Origin of the sequence: Sphingobacterium sp. DR205 (assembly GCF_011064245.1) — a bacterium.
Lineage (GTDB): Bacteria > Bacteroidota > Bacteroidia > Sphingobacteriales > Sphingobacteriaceae > Sphingobacterium > Sphingobacterium athyrii.
On the sequence record NZ_CP049333.1, the window covers coordinates 651,677 to 669,866 of the forward strand.

Annotated in this window: 7 protein-coding genes; 4 read left to right on the forward strand and 3 right to left on the reverse strand. The window is 40.5% G+C overall.

The genetic code is table 11. The annotated features are described in order from the left end of the window. Positions 1–31: 31 nt before the first annotated feature. Together G6053_RS02675 and G6053_RS02680 are read right to left on the reverse strand one after the other, a co-directional pair. On the reverse strand, positions 32–3,433 hold the full coding sequence (locus G6053_RS02675; RefSeq protein ID WP_165305483.1) for a DUF1080 domain-containing protein: 3,402 nt from the start codon (positions 3,431–3,433) through the stop codon (positions 32–34). A 237-nt stretch (positions 3,434–3,670) separates the two neighbouring features. After that, a complete protein-coding gene (locus tag G6053_RS02680; RefSeq protein ID WP_108636219.1) occupies positions 3,671–4,939 on the reverse strand; it encodes a Gfo/Idh/MocA family oxidoreductase in 1,269 nt (422 codons plus the stop codon). A gap of 537 nt (positions 4,940–5,476) precedes the next feature. Here G6053_RS02680 and G6053_RS02685 point away from each other — a divergent pair. Together G6053_RS02685 and G6053_RS02690 are read left to right on the forward strand one after the other, a co-directional pair. Further along, positions 5,477–7,624, forward strand: coding sequence for a glycoside hydrolase family 95-like protein (locus G6053_RS02685; RefSeq protein WP_165305484.1), 2,148 nt, complete (start codon positions 5,477–5,479; stop codon positions 7,622–7,624). A 45-nt stretch (positions 7,625–7,669) separates the two neighbouring features. Further along, complete coding sequence (locus G6053_RS02690) at positions 7,670–8,920, forward strand: glycoside hydrolase family 88 protein (protein WP_165305485.1); 1,251 nt, start codon at positions 7,670–7,672, stop codon at positions 8,918–8,920. A gap of 85 nt (positions 8,921–9,005) precedes the next feature. Here G6053_RS02690 and G6053_RS02695 read toward each other — a convergent pair whose 3' ends face one another. Further along, a complete protein-coding gene (locus tag G6053_RS02695; protein WP_165305486.1) occupies positions 9,006–12,887 on the reverse strand; it encodes a hybrid sensor histidine kinase/response regulator transcription factor in 3,882 nt (1,293 codons plus the stop codon). Positions 12,888–13,028: 141 nt separating this feature from the next. Between G6053_RS02695 and G6053_RS02700 the strand changes: the two genes are divergently transcribed. Both G6053_RS02700 and G6053_RS02705 read left to right on the forward strand, forming a co-directional pair. Continuing rightward, positions 13,029–16,307, forward strand: a complete 3,279-nt coding sequence (locus G6053_RS02700) for a TonB-dependent receptor (protein WP_165305487.1) — start codon at positions 13,029–13,031, stop codon at positions 16,305–16,307. A gap of 13 nt (positions 16,308–16,320) precedes the next feature. Beyond that, complete coding sequence (locus G6053_RS02705) at positions 16,321–18,081, forward strand: RagB/SusD family nutrient uptake outer membrane protein (RefSeq protein ID WP_165305488.1); 1,761 nt, start codon at positions 16,321–16,323, stop codon at positions 18,079–18,081. Positions 18,082–18,190: the final 109 nt, after the last annotated feature.

Below are 18,190 nucleotides of genomic sequence, written 5' to 3' on the forward strand. Positions count from 1 at the left end.
TCCTTATCCCCTTTTTCTGCACTTCAAGAAGTTATTTGAGTTTTTTAACTCGGATATCTTTGAAGAATACTTCCGTTCCATGGCCCAAGAAACCAATATGGCCACTTTTACGTTTTAAACCGGGGTGTTGTTTTCCGTCCAGTGTTCCATTTTTACTCGCTTCAGCGATATCTGCATCAACAATAACGGTACCATTCAAAGTTACTTTAACACGATTCCCCTTTACATATATTTCTTCGGAATTCCACTCGCCCAATGGTTTTAAATGTCCTTTTTTGGCCGTTACCACACCATAGATAGAACCGTGGTACTGGTAAGGTTTTAGGTCTTTATACACATCTGCACCGTCATCCAGTACTTGGATTTCCATAGCTTCATAAGCCGCATCTCCATCTAATGGAGCACGGATCCCAACACCATTGTTAGCTCCGGGGGTCAATTTGAAGTCAAAGCGATATACAAAATCAGCATATTCTTCTTTTGTATATAAGTTGCCGCCGAATTTTGCATTGGGATATACCCAAATGTAACCTTCATCATTGATTACATACGCTTTGTTTTCAGTCCATTTGTCGAGATTTGTTCCATCAAATAGGACATCGAATCCTTCTTTTTTCTCTTGGTCACTTAACTTAAAGACTTGTCTTCTGGGGAATTCTTTGATAAAGAGGTCCCTATAGTAGACCACTGAACCATGAGCCTGCAGTTCAATCTGTTCTGTAGGAAAAATGGATTGATTTCTATCCCAGTAATTTTCAAGCGGAATATTATCGGTAACCAATTGACCATTTAACCAAACAGAGACATTCTCGCCCTGCATTTTTATTTTAAACGTATTCCATTCGCCCGTGGCATTGTCAGCCACTTTTAACGGTTTGCTTTCGTTTTTTTGGTTGTTGTACAATCCTCCTGAGCCTACTTGAGCACCAACTCTCGTGTTTGCGATATCCCAGATCTGAACTTGTGGTGTACCTCTCAAATAGATACCGGCATCACCCTCTATGCCACCATAGTTCTCCAATTTCCAGTCAACTAACATCTCGAAATCTCCGTATTGTTTTATTGTTGCCAGGTTATCTCCTTTTCCGCTAAAAACAATTTCGCCATTTGATGCTGACCAGCCCTTACGCATGATGTCGTCAGCTTTGGCTTGTTCAGCTGCCAATGTTTTGGCATTCATTTTACCTCGTTTGATCGGATCAGCGACTAATCCTTTCCAGCCACTCAGGTCTTTGCCATTAAAAAGCGATACATAACCCTCTTTTATTGGCATTTCAGAAAGGTAACGAACTACGGCTTCTTTCAGGTAGCCACTCTCACTGCCAGACAATTTACCTATGACCTGCTCTAAAACTTCCCTTACTTTGCTACCATAATATTTATTATCCATGGCTATGTTCATGGCGGTATTCGCAGCAGCTTCGCCTAATTGTGGATCAGCCATTTTGTCCGCAGCAAAAATAAAAGCTTGATACGTACCTGTTGGCTGCAGGGCGGCAAGTGCGGCTTTTTTCTGTTCTACTGTTTTTGCAACACTAAAAGCGTCGCGCAACAACAGTGTTTTCTGATCTGTAGTATTTGTCGAAGAGGAAATGGATTTGATTAATCCTTTATAAACGGTATTGAATAAGTTTTGGTCTTTTTCCGTCCTGGATAATGCTACCAGTTCGGGAAGAGCGTTCGCGGATGTCCAGCTCGCCAATGATGTAATGGCTGCGGCTCTAAGTTCTGGATTGCTATTGTTTAGATAATTACCGACAGCTTTTAACGATTGATCATCCCCGAGTCCGGCAAAAATAGGAAAATACTTTGTGGCGCTCGGTGCTGCAGACTTTGAAATGTTTGCAGCTAGTTTTCCTGTTAGTCCGTTGGCATTTGGGCTTGATTGGACGACATTGACAATCGCTTTTTGCAGTAAAGCAGCAGATTTCGGGTCAGTTGTATTGTTCAATCTATTGAAAAGTTCTTCGAGATCGGATTCCTGAGCGACATTAGGCAGCGCTTTATTTATCGCTTCCTCAACGGAAGGATTTGCTGTTTTGATTGCCAATACTGCTTTTGACGAAGCGCTATTGGAGCGTTTACTCAATATATCCAGTAACTGAATTTTTTTGCTGTCATCGACAGAGGCGAGCGCGTTATTGACATCATTGATCACATTGGCGTCCTTGGAGGAAAGGATGAGTGCCTTAACAGAATTATTGAATTCTTGGTCCGCATCAAAAGCCTGTATTAGGGTATTGGTCTCTTTTCCTTGTGAAAGTGTGTTGATCGCGCTTAATCCCGCTAATTTTGTAACTGGCGAAGTCGTTTTGCCGACTAATGCCTGGATTGCTGTTAAACTGCTTGCGGATCCGTTATGTGCAAGGTAATTTAGTACACTTTCCTGTACTTCTGGAGTACCTTTACTCGCTAAAGCGAGCAGGCTTTTGGCATCACTGCCTTTGCCATATTTGCCCAGCAATTGTAATGCGAGATTACGGTATGCGCCATTATCACTCTTTACGGCTGACAGCAGGTTTTTTTGTTGCTTTTTTGGATCGATGGCAGCCAATAGTTTCAACGAGGCAAATTGTCCGTTGATGGATTTTGCTTTTTGTGATTCCTGAAAGAATTTATTCAGGAATTTGACTGCGTCTTGATCATGTTTATTGTCGATCAATGACTGTGCATAGTCAATGCCTAGTCCGACAGCATCAAATTTATCATAGCTATATGCTGCATCATTCAATTTATTCTGAAATAGAGAAGCAGAGGCCGTCCCCCCAATTTTGCTCAATGCAATTAGTGCGGTACGTTGGAAAGCATCTGAACTATATTTTTGCGTTAAATTTAAAATGGCATTTTCCGCATTGCTAACTTTTAGGTCACCTAATGCAGTAGCGATGGCGATAGCAGTTTTTTCAGTCGTTGAGGCAGCCAGCGCTTTTTCCAGCGCCGCAGCGGACTCGCTGGTACGGATAGATACCAAAGTTCTTGCAGCTGCATCAGCAAGGTAATCGTTTGTTAAACAGTTTGCGACAGCAGGGATTGCCGAGTTGTCCGCACATTGGCGGAGTAAACGCAAAGCGAAAACTTGATTTGTAGGTTCGCTCAGTTGTGTGATGGATTTTGCTAAGCCTTCAACAAAGATCTTTTTTTGCTGCTCTTTTCCGGGCTGATTGACATAAAAGGAATAACTGTTCGCAGCAAATTCAATTGGTGCATTATTACTTCCGGGTGCTTTTAGGCCTTTAAGAAAAGCAACGATGTCATCCGAACTAAATCCTTCCAGCTCATGCATGGCGAGCAGGAATTTTTCTTTTTCCTCTGCCGGCTGTTGAGCTAACACATCAGCTATTTTGGTAGCTGTGGTTCTATTTTGTGGTTGCTGGGCGTATGAAGCGCTTGAGATAAGAAGCAATACGGCCAGCGAATTAAATATCTTTTTCATCCGTTTAAATCTGTTTATTCATTAGTCAATTTTCCCCCTAAGGCATTTATGCTGCCTTCGGCGGATTCAATTGTGATGAAGCTATCGGATTTACCCATTTCCCTATGTAATTGAATAAATCATGAAGGTTTCATTGAGATTATTTATCTTTTATCGGTATGAAGCACCACGACTTTTTCTATACATCTTTTGTAGTGACGCTTTTTAAGTATATGATGTTTCATCGGATTATAATTGTTAGATGGACCAAGGACCTCTCATGGGTTGATGAATTAAACGGTTTGCCGCGTCATCGTCAATAAACTGCTCATTCTGAGAATCGTATTTCAATGAACGGTTGAGGCGTAAAGCCGCTAGACCCATATTAACCAAAGTACAGGAGCGGTGCCCATTTAATTCATTTAGTGCGAACTTTTCACGTGTCCGGACAGATTCTAAAAAGTCGGTGATCTGCGGTGCCGGTTCAGGGTATTGCGCAAGTTTTCTTTCCAGGTCAGGGATATCCGAAGCAAATCCTTTATATAATTTACCTTTTGGACCTTCGATATATGCCGCTTTTTCGTCTTTGGCCTCACCATCTAAAATGATCTGGCAACCATCCGCATAAGTAAAGGTAATGCGTCTCCATGTACCAACCGCATCTGGGTGTTGCTGTGGCGCATCGACATCAACGGTCACCGGGCTTTCGTTGTCCTTACCGAGGAAATATTGCACGGGATCCATGTAATGTTGTCCCATATCACCTAATCCACCACCATCATAATCCCAATATCCTCTAAAAGTGGTGTGTGTACGATGTTTGTTATATGGCTTATAAGGAGCGGGACCTAGCCAAAATTCGTAATCCAGCTCAGCCGGAACTTGTTCTTCGGGTAGGTTTTCTTTTCCCACCCAATAGAATTTCCAGTCAAATCCTGTGTGCTTGCTTATTGTCACTTTCAATGGCCAGCCCAACATGCCTGTATCTACTAGTTTTTTGATTTTACTGACAGGTACATTCATTCCATAAAAATCATCTTTGAAGCGAAACCAGGTATTTAAACGGAACATATTTCCATGTTGTGCGATGGCTTCCTTAACTTTCTTACCTTCGCCGATTGTACGTGTCATCGGTTTTTCACACCAGATGTCTTTTCCGGCCTTGGCAGCTTCAATAGACATAAGACCATGCCAATGTGGTGGAGTAGCAATGTGAACGATGTCTACTTCCGGAGATTTAATAAGATCTCTGAAATCATGATATTCCTTGATCCCACCCCCCAAGTCCTTTTGCGCAGCTGCAAGATGGGTTGTGTCAACATCGCAGATGGCAACTGTCTTTGTTCCGGCATAGCCGAAGTGTCCACGGCCCATATTGCCGACGCCAATTACTCCTTTGGTTAGATGATCACTTGGAGCAAGATAGCCCTGGCCTCCAAGTACAAAACGTGGTACAATAGAAAATGCAGCAGCGCCTACCACTGATTTTTTAATGAAATCACGCCTTGATGAATTCTGTTCTTTCATGTTGGTTGGATTAGTTTTTTTATAATTGATCCGTTCTAGGCTGTTAATAATAACTGCAATTGGATATCGAACTTAAAAATAGATAAAAAACTGCTAAATATAAACTGATAACTAAATTTTTACGTATTGTTTCTTCTCGTTTTGTGAAAAAATAATAAAAGAATGCTTCTAAACTCATTTCTTTCGTATATAGTGTTTGGTTCTCTTGCGGAAAAAGGAAATTTAGCGACAGAATTGTTACAAAGCTGCTCCCAAATGAGTTTCCTGCTGAGGCTAGGTTTTCAGCAATGCAGTCCGGCGCACCCAGTGGTAATATCCGAGTATTTGACCGTTTTTGAAAGGAACGAAACGATATTTGGTCCATATTAATGCCCGAATCGTCTGCTTCGTTTGCTTTCATACTGGCGGCACCGGAAAAAAATAAACGGATATGCTACAGGGAACCCGAGAAGGTACTTAATCGTTTTCGTAAATCAGGCTTGATTATACTTAGATAATACGGCATCTTTATGGAGCCTTGAAAAGAGGAAAACCGATATGATGAGACCGAGAACACTATTATTAATTGTTATTTATACCCTAGCTTTACAGATGGCAGGGTTTGGGCAATTTAAGGTTGCTCCGCTCGGAAATACCATTTATGAGGGTGTATTCACGGGTAATGGTCTATTGGGGACCATGACTTACCTGTCCGGGGAAAAATCAGTGCGGGTTGACATCGGCCGAACAGATGTATATGACCATCGCGCAAATTCAGCTGATAAACTGTTTGACAAAGCCCGTCTGTCCCTGGGCTACTTCAATTTGGATTTGAGCTGTGCGATCGAACAGGCCAAAGGGGATATCTATTTGAAGGATGCATATGCTGTGGCGACGATTGTGACTGATCAGGGACCAATCAACGTAAAGACTACAACACTTTCTAATGCTAACATTATTCTATTGGAGGTATTAAAAAAGAACTTTAAAGGAAGGTATACGCTCAATTGGATTGCCGATTCTGCAATCAGTCCGCGTATGAAATTTAGCTATACCCAAAAACCGAAGGCTTACCTTCCCAATCCAACCGGAACCGACGGACAGCAGGGCCAGATAAAATTCTATGAACAACCCTTGACAGCAGGTGGCGGTTATACGACTGCTTACTTATTGCGTTCGTCCAAAGATCTTGATACCTATGTGATCACAGTTGGCTACAGTCAGGCTGGAAAAGATTTTACCGGAAAAACACTTGACTATCTCCAAAAATTTAATGCTGGGAAGATAAATGCCAGTCTGAGGGAGCATCGTCAATGGTGGACGGACTATTTTAATGCATCTACGCTTGAATTGCCGGATCCAATCTACCAAGATTTCTACGATATGCAATTGTATAAGCTCGCGAGTGCTACGCGGTCGGATAAACCTGCCATGGATCTGCAAGGTCCTTGGACAAGCGCTACGCCCTGGCCCGCTTATTGGCTTAATCTGAATATGCAGCTTGCTTATTCACCAACTTTTAAAGCAAATCATTTGGATATTTCCAATTCCCTGATACAGATGATCGAGCGGAATAAAGACAATTTGCGCTTAAATGTTCCGGAGCCCTATCGTTATAATAGTATCGCCATAGGCCGATCATCGGGGCCGGATTTATGGAGCCCCGTGTTACTGCAAAAAGGCGTCGCCCTTGAAAAGGCTTCTGATGGTGATAAAGAGCTTGGCAATCTGGTGTGGCTACTGCATAGCTACTATCAGTATTATCGGGCAACATTGTCGCGAGAAGTATACGATCGTCTCTTTTCACTTTTGAAGGAAGCGGTCAACTACCATTTGCATCTCATGGAAAAAGATGCAATGGGAAAATACCATATCGCTGTTAAAACTTATTCACCGGAATATGCGAAGGGATTTGCTTACAATACAAATTATGATCTGTCCATTTTAAAGTGGGGGTTAAAAACACTTCTGGAACTGGACGATGAGCGAGGGGGTAATGATCCACTTCATGCTGTATGGGAGGATGTGCTAACCCATCTGGTTGAATATCCACAAAACAGTGATGGTTTTATGATTGCCAAAGATGTACCCTATGATGAATCACATCGCCATTATTCGCATCTTATGATGATTTATCCTTTTTATGATGTGAACTGGGATCAAAGGGAGAATAGGGGATTGATCGAAAAATCCATCGCGCATTGGCAGAGCAAAAAGCAATGGCTCCAAGGTTATTCATTTACGGGGGCTGCTTCCATGTATGCGATGATGGGACGTGGCGATTCTGCTTTAGCCTCATTGGATATTTTGTTGAACAAATATATCAAACCGAATACCTTATATGCAGAAAGTGGTCCTGTGATCGAAACCCCGCTGGCTGCGATGGCAAGTATACAGGAATTGTGCCTACAATATTGGAACGGAATATTACGCGTATTTCCGGCAGTTCCAAGTAGATGGAAAGATGTTTCGTTCAGTCACTTTTTGGCGGATGGCGGCCATTTGATTTCAGCACGACGACAAAATGGAGCCACAGTAGCCGTTGAGATTAAAAGTCAATATGGAGGATCATTAAAACTCAAGCTTGATATAGTGAACCCATCCGTTCAAATACTTGGAAAGGGACAGTACACGAAAGAAGCGGATGGCTTGATCCTATTAGAACTCGATAAAGGTGCCACAGCGGCCATCCGTGAAAATAAATAGTGCGAAGACTTAAAAATCAATAACGTAAAAAAGGGAATATAAATAATGAGACTAGAAAAGAAAATCTTAATGATTGTATGGGCTGCTTTGGGAACAAGCAGTCTAGCCCATGGGCAAACGGAAAAATTGAAACTCTCGAAGGAGTTTATTCAGCAGCAACTTGATGGCGCTGCCAAGCAGATAAAGGTTTTGGATAAAGAAACGCCAAAAGATAAATTTCCAAAAACATTTGAAAATGGGAAGGAGGTTTTTTCGTCATCAAGTTGGTGGTGTTCGGGATTTTATCCCGGAACTTTATTTTATCTATATGAAGGAACCAAAGATCAGCAACTATTACAAAGTGCCGAAGATAAATTGACCTACCTGGAGAAGGAGAAGAACAATAAGGGTACGCATGACCTGGGCTTTATGTTGTTCTGTAGTTTTGGAAATGCCCTTCGGTTGACCGGGAATACACAGAAATACGAACCGGTTTTAACGACGGGGGCCAATTCATTGGCATCACGCTATAGCCAGAAAACAAAAACTATTCGTTCATGGGATCACGGGGCCTGGGACTATCCAGTCATTATAGACAATATGATGAACCTGGAGTTTTTGACACAGGTCTCTAAAGTAACTGGTGATAAGAAGTATTATGATATTGCTGTCACGCATGCCGAAACGACGCTAAAAAATCATTTTCGAAAAGATTATAGTTCGTATCATGTGATCGATTATGATAAAAATACGGGTAAGGTCCGATCCAAAAAAACACATCAGGGTGCTTTTGATGAGTCTGCGTGGTCGCGTGGCCAAGGTTGGGCTTTATATGGTTACACGATGATGTACCGTGAAACAAAGAAGAAGGAATTTTTGAAGCAGGCGCAGCAGATAGCGAAATATATCCTTGACAATCCAAACTTACCCTCAGATCTGATTCCTTACTGGGACTTTGACAAGGATAAAATTGCTTCATCTGATAAGATGTATCCGAATAAAGATTTAAGAGACGTATCGGCAGCAGCTTTGTATGCTTCGGCGCTATTGGAGCTTTCTCAATATACAAAAGGTACTGAATCCACAAACTACTTGGATAAAGCCGAAACGATGATCAAAAATTTATCGCAAGCGCCTTATCTGGCGGCTTACGGTCAAAATGGTGGCTATATTCTTCAACACAGTGTTGGTGCTTTACCCTTGAATTCAGAAGTGGATGTGCCTTTGACCTACGCTGACTACTATTATGTAGAAGCATTGGTGCGCTATAAGAGATTATTGGCGGGTGAGCCAATAATTAAGGAAATTGCAAAATAAATAGGTATCTCACAAAATAAAGAAGCCATATTTTAGCATAAAATGTGGCTTCTTTATTTTAACTATCCCTGTTTAAAGAACGGTTTTAACCGTCTTGATCTGGGGCTGAGGTTTCTTCAGATGGGTTATGTCCGAATTGTTTCTTGAATTCTTTACTAAAATATTTTCGGTCTGAAAATCCTACGGCATAAGCGACCTCACTGATATTCATCGAAGATTTCAACAACACTCTGGCTTTATTAAGGCGGTACATTTTGACATAATTGTTGATAGAGAGATTGGATATTGCTCTGAGTTTGCGGTAGAGAATAGGCGCACTCATTCCCATGTTTCGGGATATAAAGTTAACGTCAAAATCTTCTGACTGTATATTTTCTTCGATCAGTTGATCCAATGTGGCAATAAATTGCGCATCCAGTTCATTGTCGAAATCTGTCTTTTTAACTTGAAATTCCCTGCTCTTTTTACGGCTGATTGCGATGAGATTCTGCACAGATAGAAACAATAGCCTATTGTCAAAAGGTTTGGTTAGATAGATGTTTGCTCCAAATTGTAGGGCCTGTGTCTGTGAGTCACTGTCTGTCACTGCGGTCAGCAAGATAACGGGAATATGGCTAGTTGTGATATTTGTCTTTATTGCCCGGCATAGCTGAGCTCCATTCATATAAGGCATCATTAGGTCAGACAGGATCAGGTCGGGGATGTATTCTAGGGCTTTTGTTAATGCATCTTCGCCATTGACAGCCGTGATGACGGTATAGCTGTCCTGAAACAAATGGACAATGGTATCCAGTAGTTCTCTATTGTCTTCGGCAATGAGAATGGTCTGTTGCAAAGATCTGTCCGGGGCTGTCGGAGTTGCTAAATTTGAATGATCTATTGCGGTCGTCATAGAGTCTGTAGGAGATGACACGCGGACTTTCGATAGCTTTGGCAAACGTAGGTTAAACACCGTCCATTCTCCTTTTTCATCTTTCATTGTAAAGCAACGGATCTCTCCCTGATGCTGTAGGATAATCTGTTTGGTCAACGCTAATCCGATTCCGGTACCTATGCTGTCGTTTGCCTGTTCTTCCCGATAATATTCTTCAAAGATCTTGAATTGATTATCCGTTGCAATGCCAATGCCGTTATCAACGATGTTGATAATGATGCTGTCTTCACTCTCAAGGAGTTCAAGATAAACGGTGCCATTCTCGGGCGTATACTTAATGGCATTTGACAATAGATTGAACATGACCTTGTCAAATTGAACAGGGTCTATGGATTGTAATCCTACGGCATCCAATTTCCGGATATAATAATTGATATGTTTATTCTGCGCAAGATCATTGAGGAGGTAAAATGTGTCTTCAATATATTCTCTGAAAGGGATATCGCTTTGTTTCAGGATGAAGTGCTTGTCATCAAATTTTTTGAAATCAAGTAGTTCGTTAACAACTCCCAATAATTTAGCAGCATTCTTTTTAATCCGTTTGATCTTAGACTGGGTGGTCGTTAAATTGGCGGTTTCGGTAATGATTTCATCCAGAGGTGCAGTGATCAAGGTCAGCGGCGTACGGATTTCATGCGAAATTTGTGTAAAGAATTTGATTTTCTTTTCTTGTTCCCGTTCGGAATTGATCAGCATCTGGCGTTCCACAACAAACTTAATGACAAAATGCACCCCAAGGGTAAATAGTCCGGCATATAAGAGGTAGGCCCACCATGTGCGCCAGATCGGAGGTTTTATAGCGATATGTATTTGTAGCGGAGTACTGCTCCAGACGCCGTCATTATTGCTGGCATATACGGTCAGTGTGTGCCGCCCCTCGGGGATATTGGTGTATCTGATACTTGGGGTATTGGTTTCTATCCAGTCTTTATCAAAACCTTCGAGCTTATAACGATATCTATTTTTTTGTGGTTTGATAAAATTGGAACTTGAAAAATTGACCGTGATAAAATTCTCGTCATAACGTAATTGCAACTGATAGCTGTTGGACCGATCACCTTGTTGGATGCGGCCATAGTTTAATGGGGTATCTTCAAGGAATATATTTCTAAAAAGCACATTTGGTTTCTTCTGATTAAAAGTGATTTTTCGGGTGTCGATGGAAACCAGACCGTTCAGTGTAGTCACGAATAAAACACCGGCGTCGCTGTTATAGACCTTTGCTCCTAGCATATTCTTAACGGGGAGACCATCGTACTGATTAAGGACAGTATGATACTTTGTCGTTGGGTCGAAGAAAATCAGTCCATTTTTGCTGCTGATCCAGAAATGCTTGTCGATCATCACTGGCCAGCCTAGCGTGTTGTTGGGGAAGCGTGCTATAAGGGTTAAACGATCTTTAAGATCGAAATGATATAAATCCCCGTTCGAAGTAAGCCAAATATTGCCATTGGGTGCTACATGAAATCCATTGATGTAAAGTGAATCAACTTGCTTTATGGGTTGGATAGTAGTACTAAACGTCTTTTTCCGGAATAGTTTTCCTGATTGCAGGAAATAAATCTGTTGTTTATCATCTGCCTGTATCTCATCTATTGTATTTGCTGCGAGCGAGGAATCAAACTGTGGTGGTTTTTCCTGTTCCGTAATGTAAAGCCCCTTATTTGTACCTAAATAGATTCGTTGTGCTGGATCCACGTAAATGCTGTAAATATTGTTTTTTAGGTTTAAGAGATCCTTTTCGAGGAGATAATTTTTGGTATTACCCGATTTTAGGTCAATGATGGAGTAGCCACCACCATATTGTGCGGCATATAATTTTTCATCCCGGACATAGAGGTCTTTTATCAGGTTTGATCGGGTCAAATTCGGTTGTGGACTGGTATTCCCCGTAATTTTATCAATTTTATTGATTCCTTCTTCTTCAGTGCCTATCCAGGCAGCATTTTTGGAAACGGCAAAACTGCCCACGATATCGCTATTCAAACGTTGATTTAATAAAGAACGTGTAGAATAGGATCGTATAGGGATCAAATCAGGATAAACTGCATTAATACCTCCAAAATATGTTCCTAGCCAGATCACATTTTGATTATCGACAAAGATATCATAAATCGAATTTTGACTGAGCGAGTTTTTGATTGATGTATTATGTTTGTAATTTGTGAAAAAAGGAGACCCCTTGAAAACGGAAAGACCTTTCAACGTTCCGATTAATAGCTCCCCATTTGCGTTTCTGATGATTTTACGAATGTTATTACTCAGGAGGTTACTATTTTCTTCTCTTAGATTCCTCCAATTTCCACTGGAAAAGTTGAACAGAAATAGACCATGTAATTTTGTCCCTACCCAGAGCATGTTGTCTTTAAAATGCATTGTACTAAAGATTCGTTCCTTTAGCGGTAGTACGGGGAACCCTAGGTTATGGATTTTAGATATTCGTTTGTTGTTGTATACAAATGATTCGAGACCGTTGGAACTAGCTATCGTGTACGAGTCTAGTCCTGTTTGAACTATAGTCTGCGTATGAGGACGATCTAAAATTAATTTAAAATCATAGGAGCCTGAAGCTGGTATAGCTATATATAGACCTCTATTTGTACATAAAAAGATCTGGCCTGAGAGAATTTGTATATCCGAGACAACGAGTTTTTCTATAAAAGGCTTTCCTTTCCTCAATACAGCCTTTCGTTTGTCTATGTTGAAAATAAATACTTGTGTTGCGGTAGCTATAAAAAGATCATTTTTGTCATTTATACAAATCTTATTAATATAATCCAATTTGTTGAATATGCTATCCTGAACACGAAGGTTTATAATAGTTTGTGAGTCGTAAACAAACAGATTATTCCCTCCGCCAAACCAAAGTTTTCCCTTTTTATCCTGTGCGATAGTCAAAACTGCCTGTTTATCTAATACATTTTCCTGTGTTAGTGTCTCAAAACTGAAATTCTGGCCCAAACAAGACATAAATGGGCAAAGTAGCCATGTGATAATGACCATGTTTTGGATCTGCTTTATGAGGAAATTCATAGATAAATAGCGGTTATGGTTCAAATTTAAGATTTTACCCCTTAATATTTATAAAAATCACCCTATTGAATAGTTGCACTTGCCCAATTTTGATACTGTTAAGCAACCGATTTTTAAATTATAAAACCAATTTCCTAAAGTATGGCTAAGTTTTACGCAATTGGATTGTCCGCTATGACATTATTTGCTGTTGGTGTCGCTAACGCCCAACAGAAAGTAAATGTTACAGGACAAATCAAAGACAGTCAAGGAACACCACTATCAGGTGTTACAATTCGAGAGAAGGGAGGAACACTCTCAACCTCCACAAATGGATCGGGAACCTATTCCTTGTCCGTCAGTCCCAACACAACACTAGTAATCTCTTATGTGGGATATCAAAACCAAGAGATAACCCTCAACGGTCGCAAAGTTGTTGACTTAACGCTCGAGAACTCTAGTTCGGCGATTGATGAAGTTGTTGTTGTGGGGTATGGGCAACAGAAGAAATCCAAACTATTGGGATCTGTTGCAACTATCGATGGAAAAAAACTGGAGAGTAGGGCTGTGACGAACGTATCCTCTGCTTTGTCGGGGCTGGCCGCCGGTGTTCAGGTGAAAGTCGGTAACGGTAAGCCTGGTAGCGATGGCGCAACCATTCGCGTACGTGGTACAGGTACCATGAACAATAATGATGCTTTGGTGATTATTGACGGTATTCAGGGGGTAATGGATGCAGTAAATCCGGAAGATATTGAAACTATATCAGTATTAAAAGATGCTTCATCTGCAGCGATATATGGTGCGCGGGCAGCAAATGGTGTTATATTAATTACAACAAAAAAAGGAAAGGGCGGGCAGGCTCCGCAAATAAAATACTCAGGTTTGTTTTCCCGTACGACACCGAGTGTCAAGCCTGTATTTCAAAGCGATTATCTGAAGCATATGCTTTTGTTCCAAGAAGCGGCTGAAAATATTGGCGAAAAAGGTCCTTACACCCAAAGTGCTATTGACGCTTGGACAGCAGCTAACGCAGATCCAAATGGTTTGACTGCACAGGGTATACCAAATTACGTCGCATACCCAAATACCAATTGGGGTGATTGGATTTATGAGAATGGCTGGCTTAAGAGTCATAATGTAAGTGTATTGGGGGGAAGTGATAAGATCCGATATAACCTATCTGGAAGAATACAGGATAATCCTGGTATTATGCACAACACGGGAATGAAACGATATGAAGGACGGGTCAACTTGGAAACAGATATTACGGATTTCTTAACGGTTGGTACACAGACATTTGTTGTTAAAGAAGATCGCTCTATGGCCTCGGATGCGAACCTTTATAATTATTTGCGTCAAACTACCCCGGGAATTTATCCGATGTATGATGGAAAATTTGGAGGGGCAGTGTTGAGTTCAGGCGAATCCTCTCAATTAAATAACTTATTAACATATCTTTATGATAATAAAGGAAGCAATGAACGTACGCGTTTGAATTCAACGTTATTTGCCAATATTAAACTTTGGAAGGGTTTAACTTTTGAGACTAAATTTAACTATCAGAGCCGCTTTGATGAAGTGAAAAGTTGGTCAGATCCAGCTCCACGGTATGATTTTTCTACAATGAATATCATTACTAGCCCTATTAATCTTGCGCAATCGACGACTGGACAATCCTATGAAAAAATTTATCGAAAATCCTTTGATAATGTTTTACGTTATAATACCATAATTGACAAACATTCGATTAGTGCACTAGTTGGCCACAATGAATTTTATTATAATGATTCAGGATTTAGTGCTTCAACAAAGGGTTTGATAGATGCCACTATTACAAATATTGGTACGGGAACAGAAATGAACAGCATTGGAGGATTCGAATCTGACAATTCAATGCGTTCCTTTTTCGGGCGCTTTAGCTACGACTATGATGGAAAATATTTAGCCGAATTTAGTTTACGCCGAGATGGTTCTTCAAAATTTGGTCTTGGTAAGAAATATGGTACTTTCCCTTCTGCTTCGTTAGGGTATATATTGTCCAAGGAATCATTTATGAAGGCGGTAAATCCTTATGTGCAAGATATTAAAGTTCGTGGATCATGGGGTAAACTGGGTAATGATGGAGGGGATGACCTGAACGTATATGGATGGCATGGTGTGTATGGTCAGGTAGGTTATTCCTTTAATGGAGCTCAGGCTAATGGACTAAGACTGTCTCGATTTGGAAATAATGTATTGCAATGGGAAGATTCTGAAAACAAGGAGTTGGGTTTAGAATTTGCCACGTTAAATCGTCGTGTCTTTGTGGAGTTTAATTTATATGATCGTAAAACTTCAAACATCATTCGTACAGCACAGATGCCGATTACTGCCGGTACAGCTAGCCCGCCATATTATAATCAAGCTTCTATGCGTAACAATGGTATTGAGCTCAATTTGAATTGGAGGGATAAAATTGGAGATTTCCATTACAATATAGGTGGCAACTTCGCATATAATAAAAATAGGGTTACGGAATATGAAGGTAAATTGATACAAGGGATGGTAGATGATGGATCTGGAAAAATGGTTTGGCAGACTAACTTAGGAGATGTATCTACTGGAGGGGTAAATCGTAGACTTGAAGATTATCGTTTAGATGAGTTCTACCTGCGTCAAGTGTACAAGGGTAATGGAACTTATTTTAATGCAGATGGCTCGGTTAATATCAATGGTGGACCAACAACAGGAATGATCCGAACAGATAAGGATTATGAATGGGCAAAAGCAATGAAAGCTGCAGGTTATTCCTTTTTATCTTCCTCACAAGCTATTGGCGATAGCTATGGTACGACCAGAATGTATTATGGTGATTTGATTTATGCAGATTTAAATGGGGATGGTATTTATGGAAATACTGCAGATCAATATTTTACCGGAACGTCTACAAGTCCCAAATACATTTATGGTTTCAATTTAGGATTTTCGTATAAAGGATTTGATATGTCTATGATTTGGGCAGGAGAAGCAGGTGGCCAGTATTATTGGACTGACCATGGCTATAATAGCAACATTTTAATAAATGGAAACCAAGTGACAACACGACTCGCTGAAAATCATTATTTCTATAATCCGGCAGCGCCCGATGATCCACGCACTAATCAAAATGGCTATCTACCAAGATTAAAACTAGGCACCTCTGCTGAGAATATAAATAATCAATCAAGTGATTATTGGTTGTATAATGCAAATTTCTTAAAGCTTAGAAATCTACAAGTAGGTTATACGGTTGACAAGAGATTGACTGAAAAAATCAAAGTGCGTAGTTTAAGGGTGTTTTTCTCAGGCGAGAATCTACTGATGTTTACAGACTTTCCAGGGTTAGATCCAGAAGTTGGGGCGGGTGCAGAATATCCAACAATGAAACAGTTTGCTTTTGGTTTGAATATTGGATTCTAAAAATAGAAAGATCATGAAAAATAATATAAAAAAATATAATTTGTGGAGTAAAAAAATATTGCTTGGCCTAACTCTCGGTTCAGCAACATTATTTTCCGCTTGTCAGAAGGATTTATTGGATACCGTACCGAAAACACAGGTATTGACCAATAATATGTGGCTAACAGAAAATCTTACAGACCAAGGTGTGAATGGTGTATATCAAGCTTTGCGCCTCGGTCAGATGCTATATATATATGATACCTATGTCACCCTACAAGGTAGAGACAATTCAACCCTGATGAATGCGACTGCAACAAGTTCATCGGGTATTTTCTCCTCCACTTGGCAAAATTTATATGAGGGGGTTCACCGTAGTAATAATGCGATCTATGGTATAACCAATGTGTCACCTCTCGGAGCAGAAAAGAAAGCAAGACTACTTGCAGAAGTCAAATTTTTGCGAGCTTTCTATTATTATCGTTTAAATCAGCTGTATAAAGGAGTACCTATTTATACTGAGCCAATCGAGTGGGATAAGGTGGATAAACCAAGGAGTACAGAAAAAGAAGTCTGGGACTTGATTATTAAAGACCTGACGGATTGTATCAATGAACCTTTATTGCCAAATCGTTATGATAAAGGAAAGGCCGAGTTTGGGCGAGTGACTAAATCTGCAGCACATGCGCTTCGTGGTAAGGTGTATATGTATACGCAAGAATGGGCAAAAGCTATTGCAGACTTTGAGCAAGTCAAAAATATGGGACATACCTTATTTGGTAATTATGCCGATCTCTTTAAAGGAACTAACGAACAGAGCCCTGAAATTATATTCAGTATTCAAAATATAGCTTTGGCTGGGTATGGCTCCGATTATCAATTCAGATTTGGATCACGATCAGCTTTTGGATCCAATTGGAACACCTATTTGGTACATCCTGATGCAGTAGATCGCTATCAGCGTAAAGACGGATCTAAGTTTAATTGGGACGATTACCTGCCAGGTTATAATCAGATGGCACCGGGCCAAAGGGAGGTGTTTTTCTTAAGGAATAATTTGACCCCCGCTGAAATATCGAACATTGAAAAACGGACTACAAATAAGCTTGATATGTCTTTGTATTTGCCTACAGGTAATGAAGAACGTCTTAAGAAAGCTTATGAAGATAGAGATCCGAGGTTAGTAAGCAATGTGATTTTACCTTATTCTACTTTTGTAGGAGCAAATGGTGCGACAGACCAAACGTTTACCTCTAGGTGGCCGTATAGGCAAGAATTTGGAGGTGTGTTTGACCTGAGAACAGATATTGTCCCTAATTTTTACTATTACCCACGTAAATTTGTTTATGAGGGAGCTAACCCAGGTATTCCCAATAGAGAGGCAGGCGCTTATGATTATATTGTGATGCGATATGCAGATATCCTTTTATTATGGGCAGAAGCACTGAATGAAGCGAAAAAGCCTGGTGAAGCTGTGTTAAAAGTAAATGAGGTAAGAAAGCGCGCCGGAGTTGGAGAATTGCCATTAGGAATAGGTGAACAGGATCTCAGAAAGGAAATTCGTGAAGAACGCCGCCGTGAATTGATTTGTGAAGGTATTATCTACTTTGATGAGCTGCGTTGGAAAACATTGAAAGAAACATCGTTTTATACAGGAAATGGTATTAGACAGACATGGGGAGGAGTTGTTTCACCGTATGACTGGCGAGGTGATCAACTTTATACATGGCCGATCCCACAAGTGGAACGGGAACGAAACACATCTCTAACACAAAATCCTGGTTGGGATGATTAAAAAGTAGAGAAAGACTTTTATTCTTGTGTAAAGAAGTTGTTATCAATCGCTCGTGCAATCGTTTGTTAGGGCGATTGATTCTTTTTAGTTTGTTTTTTTGTGTTAAAAT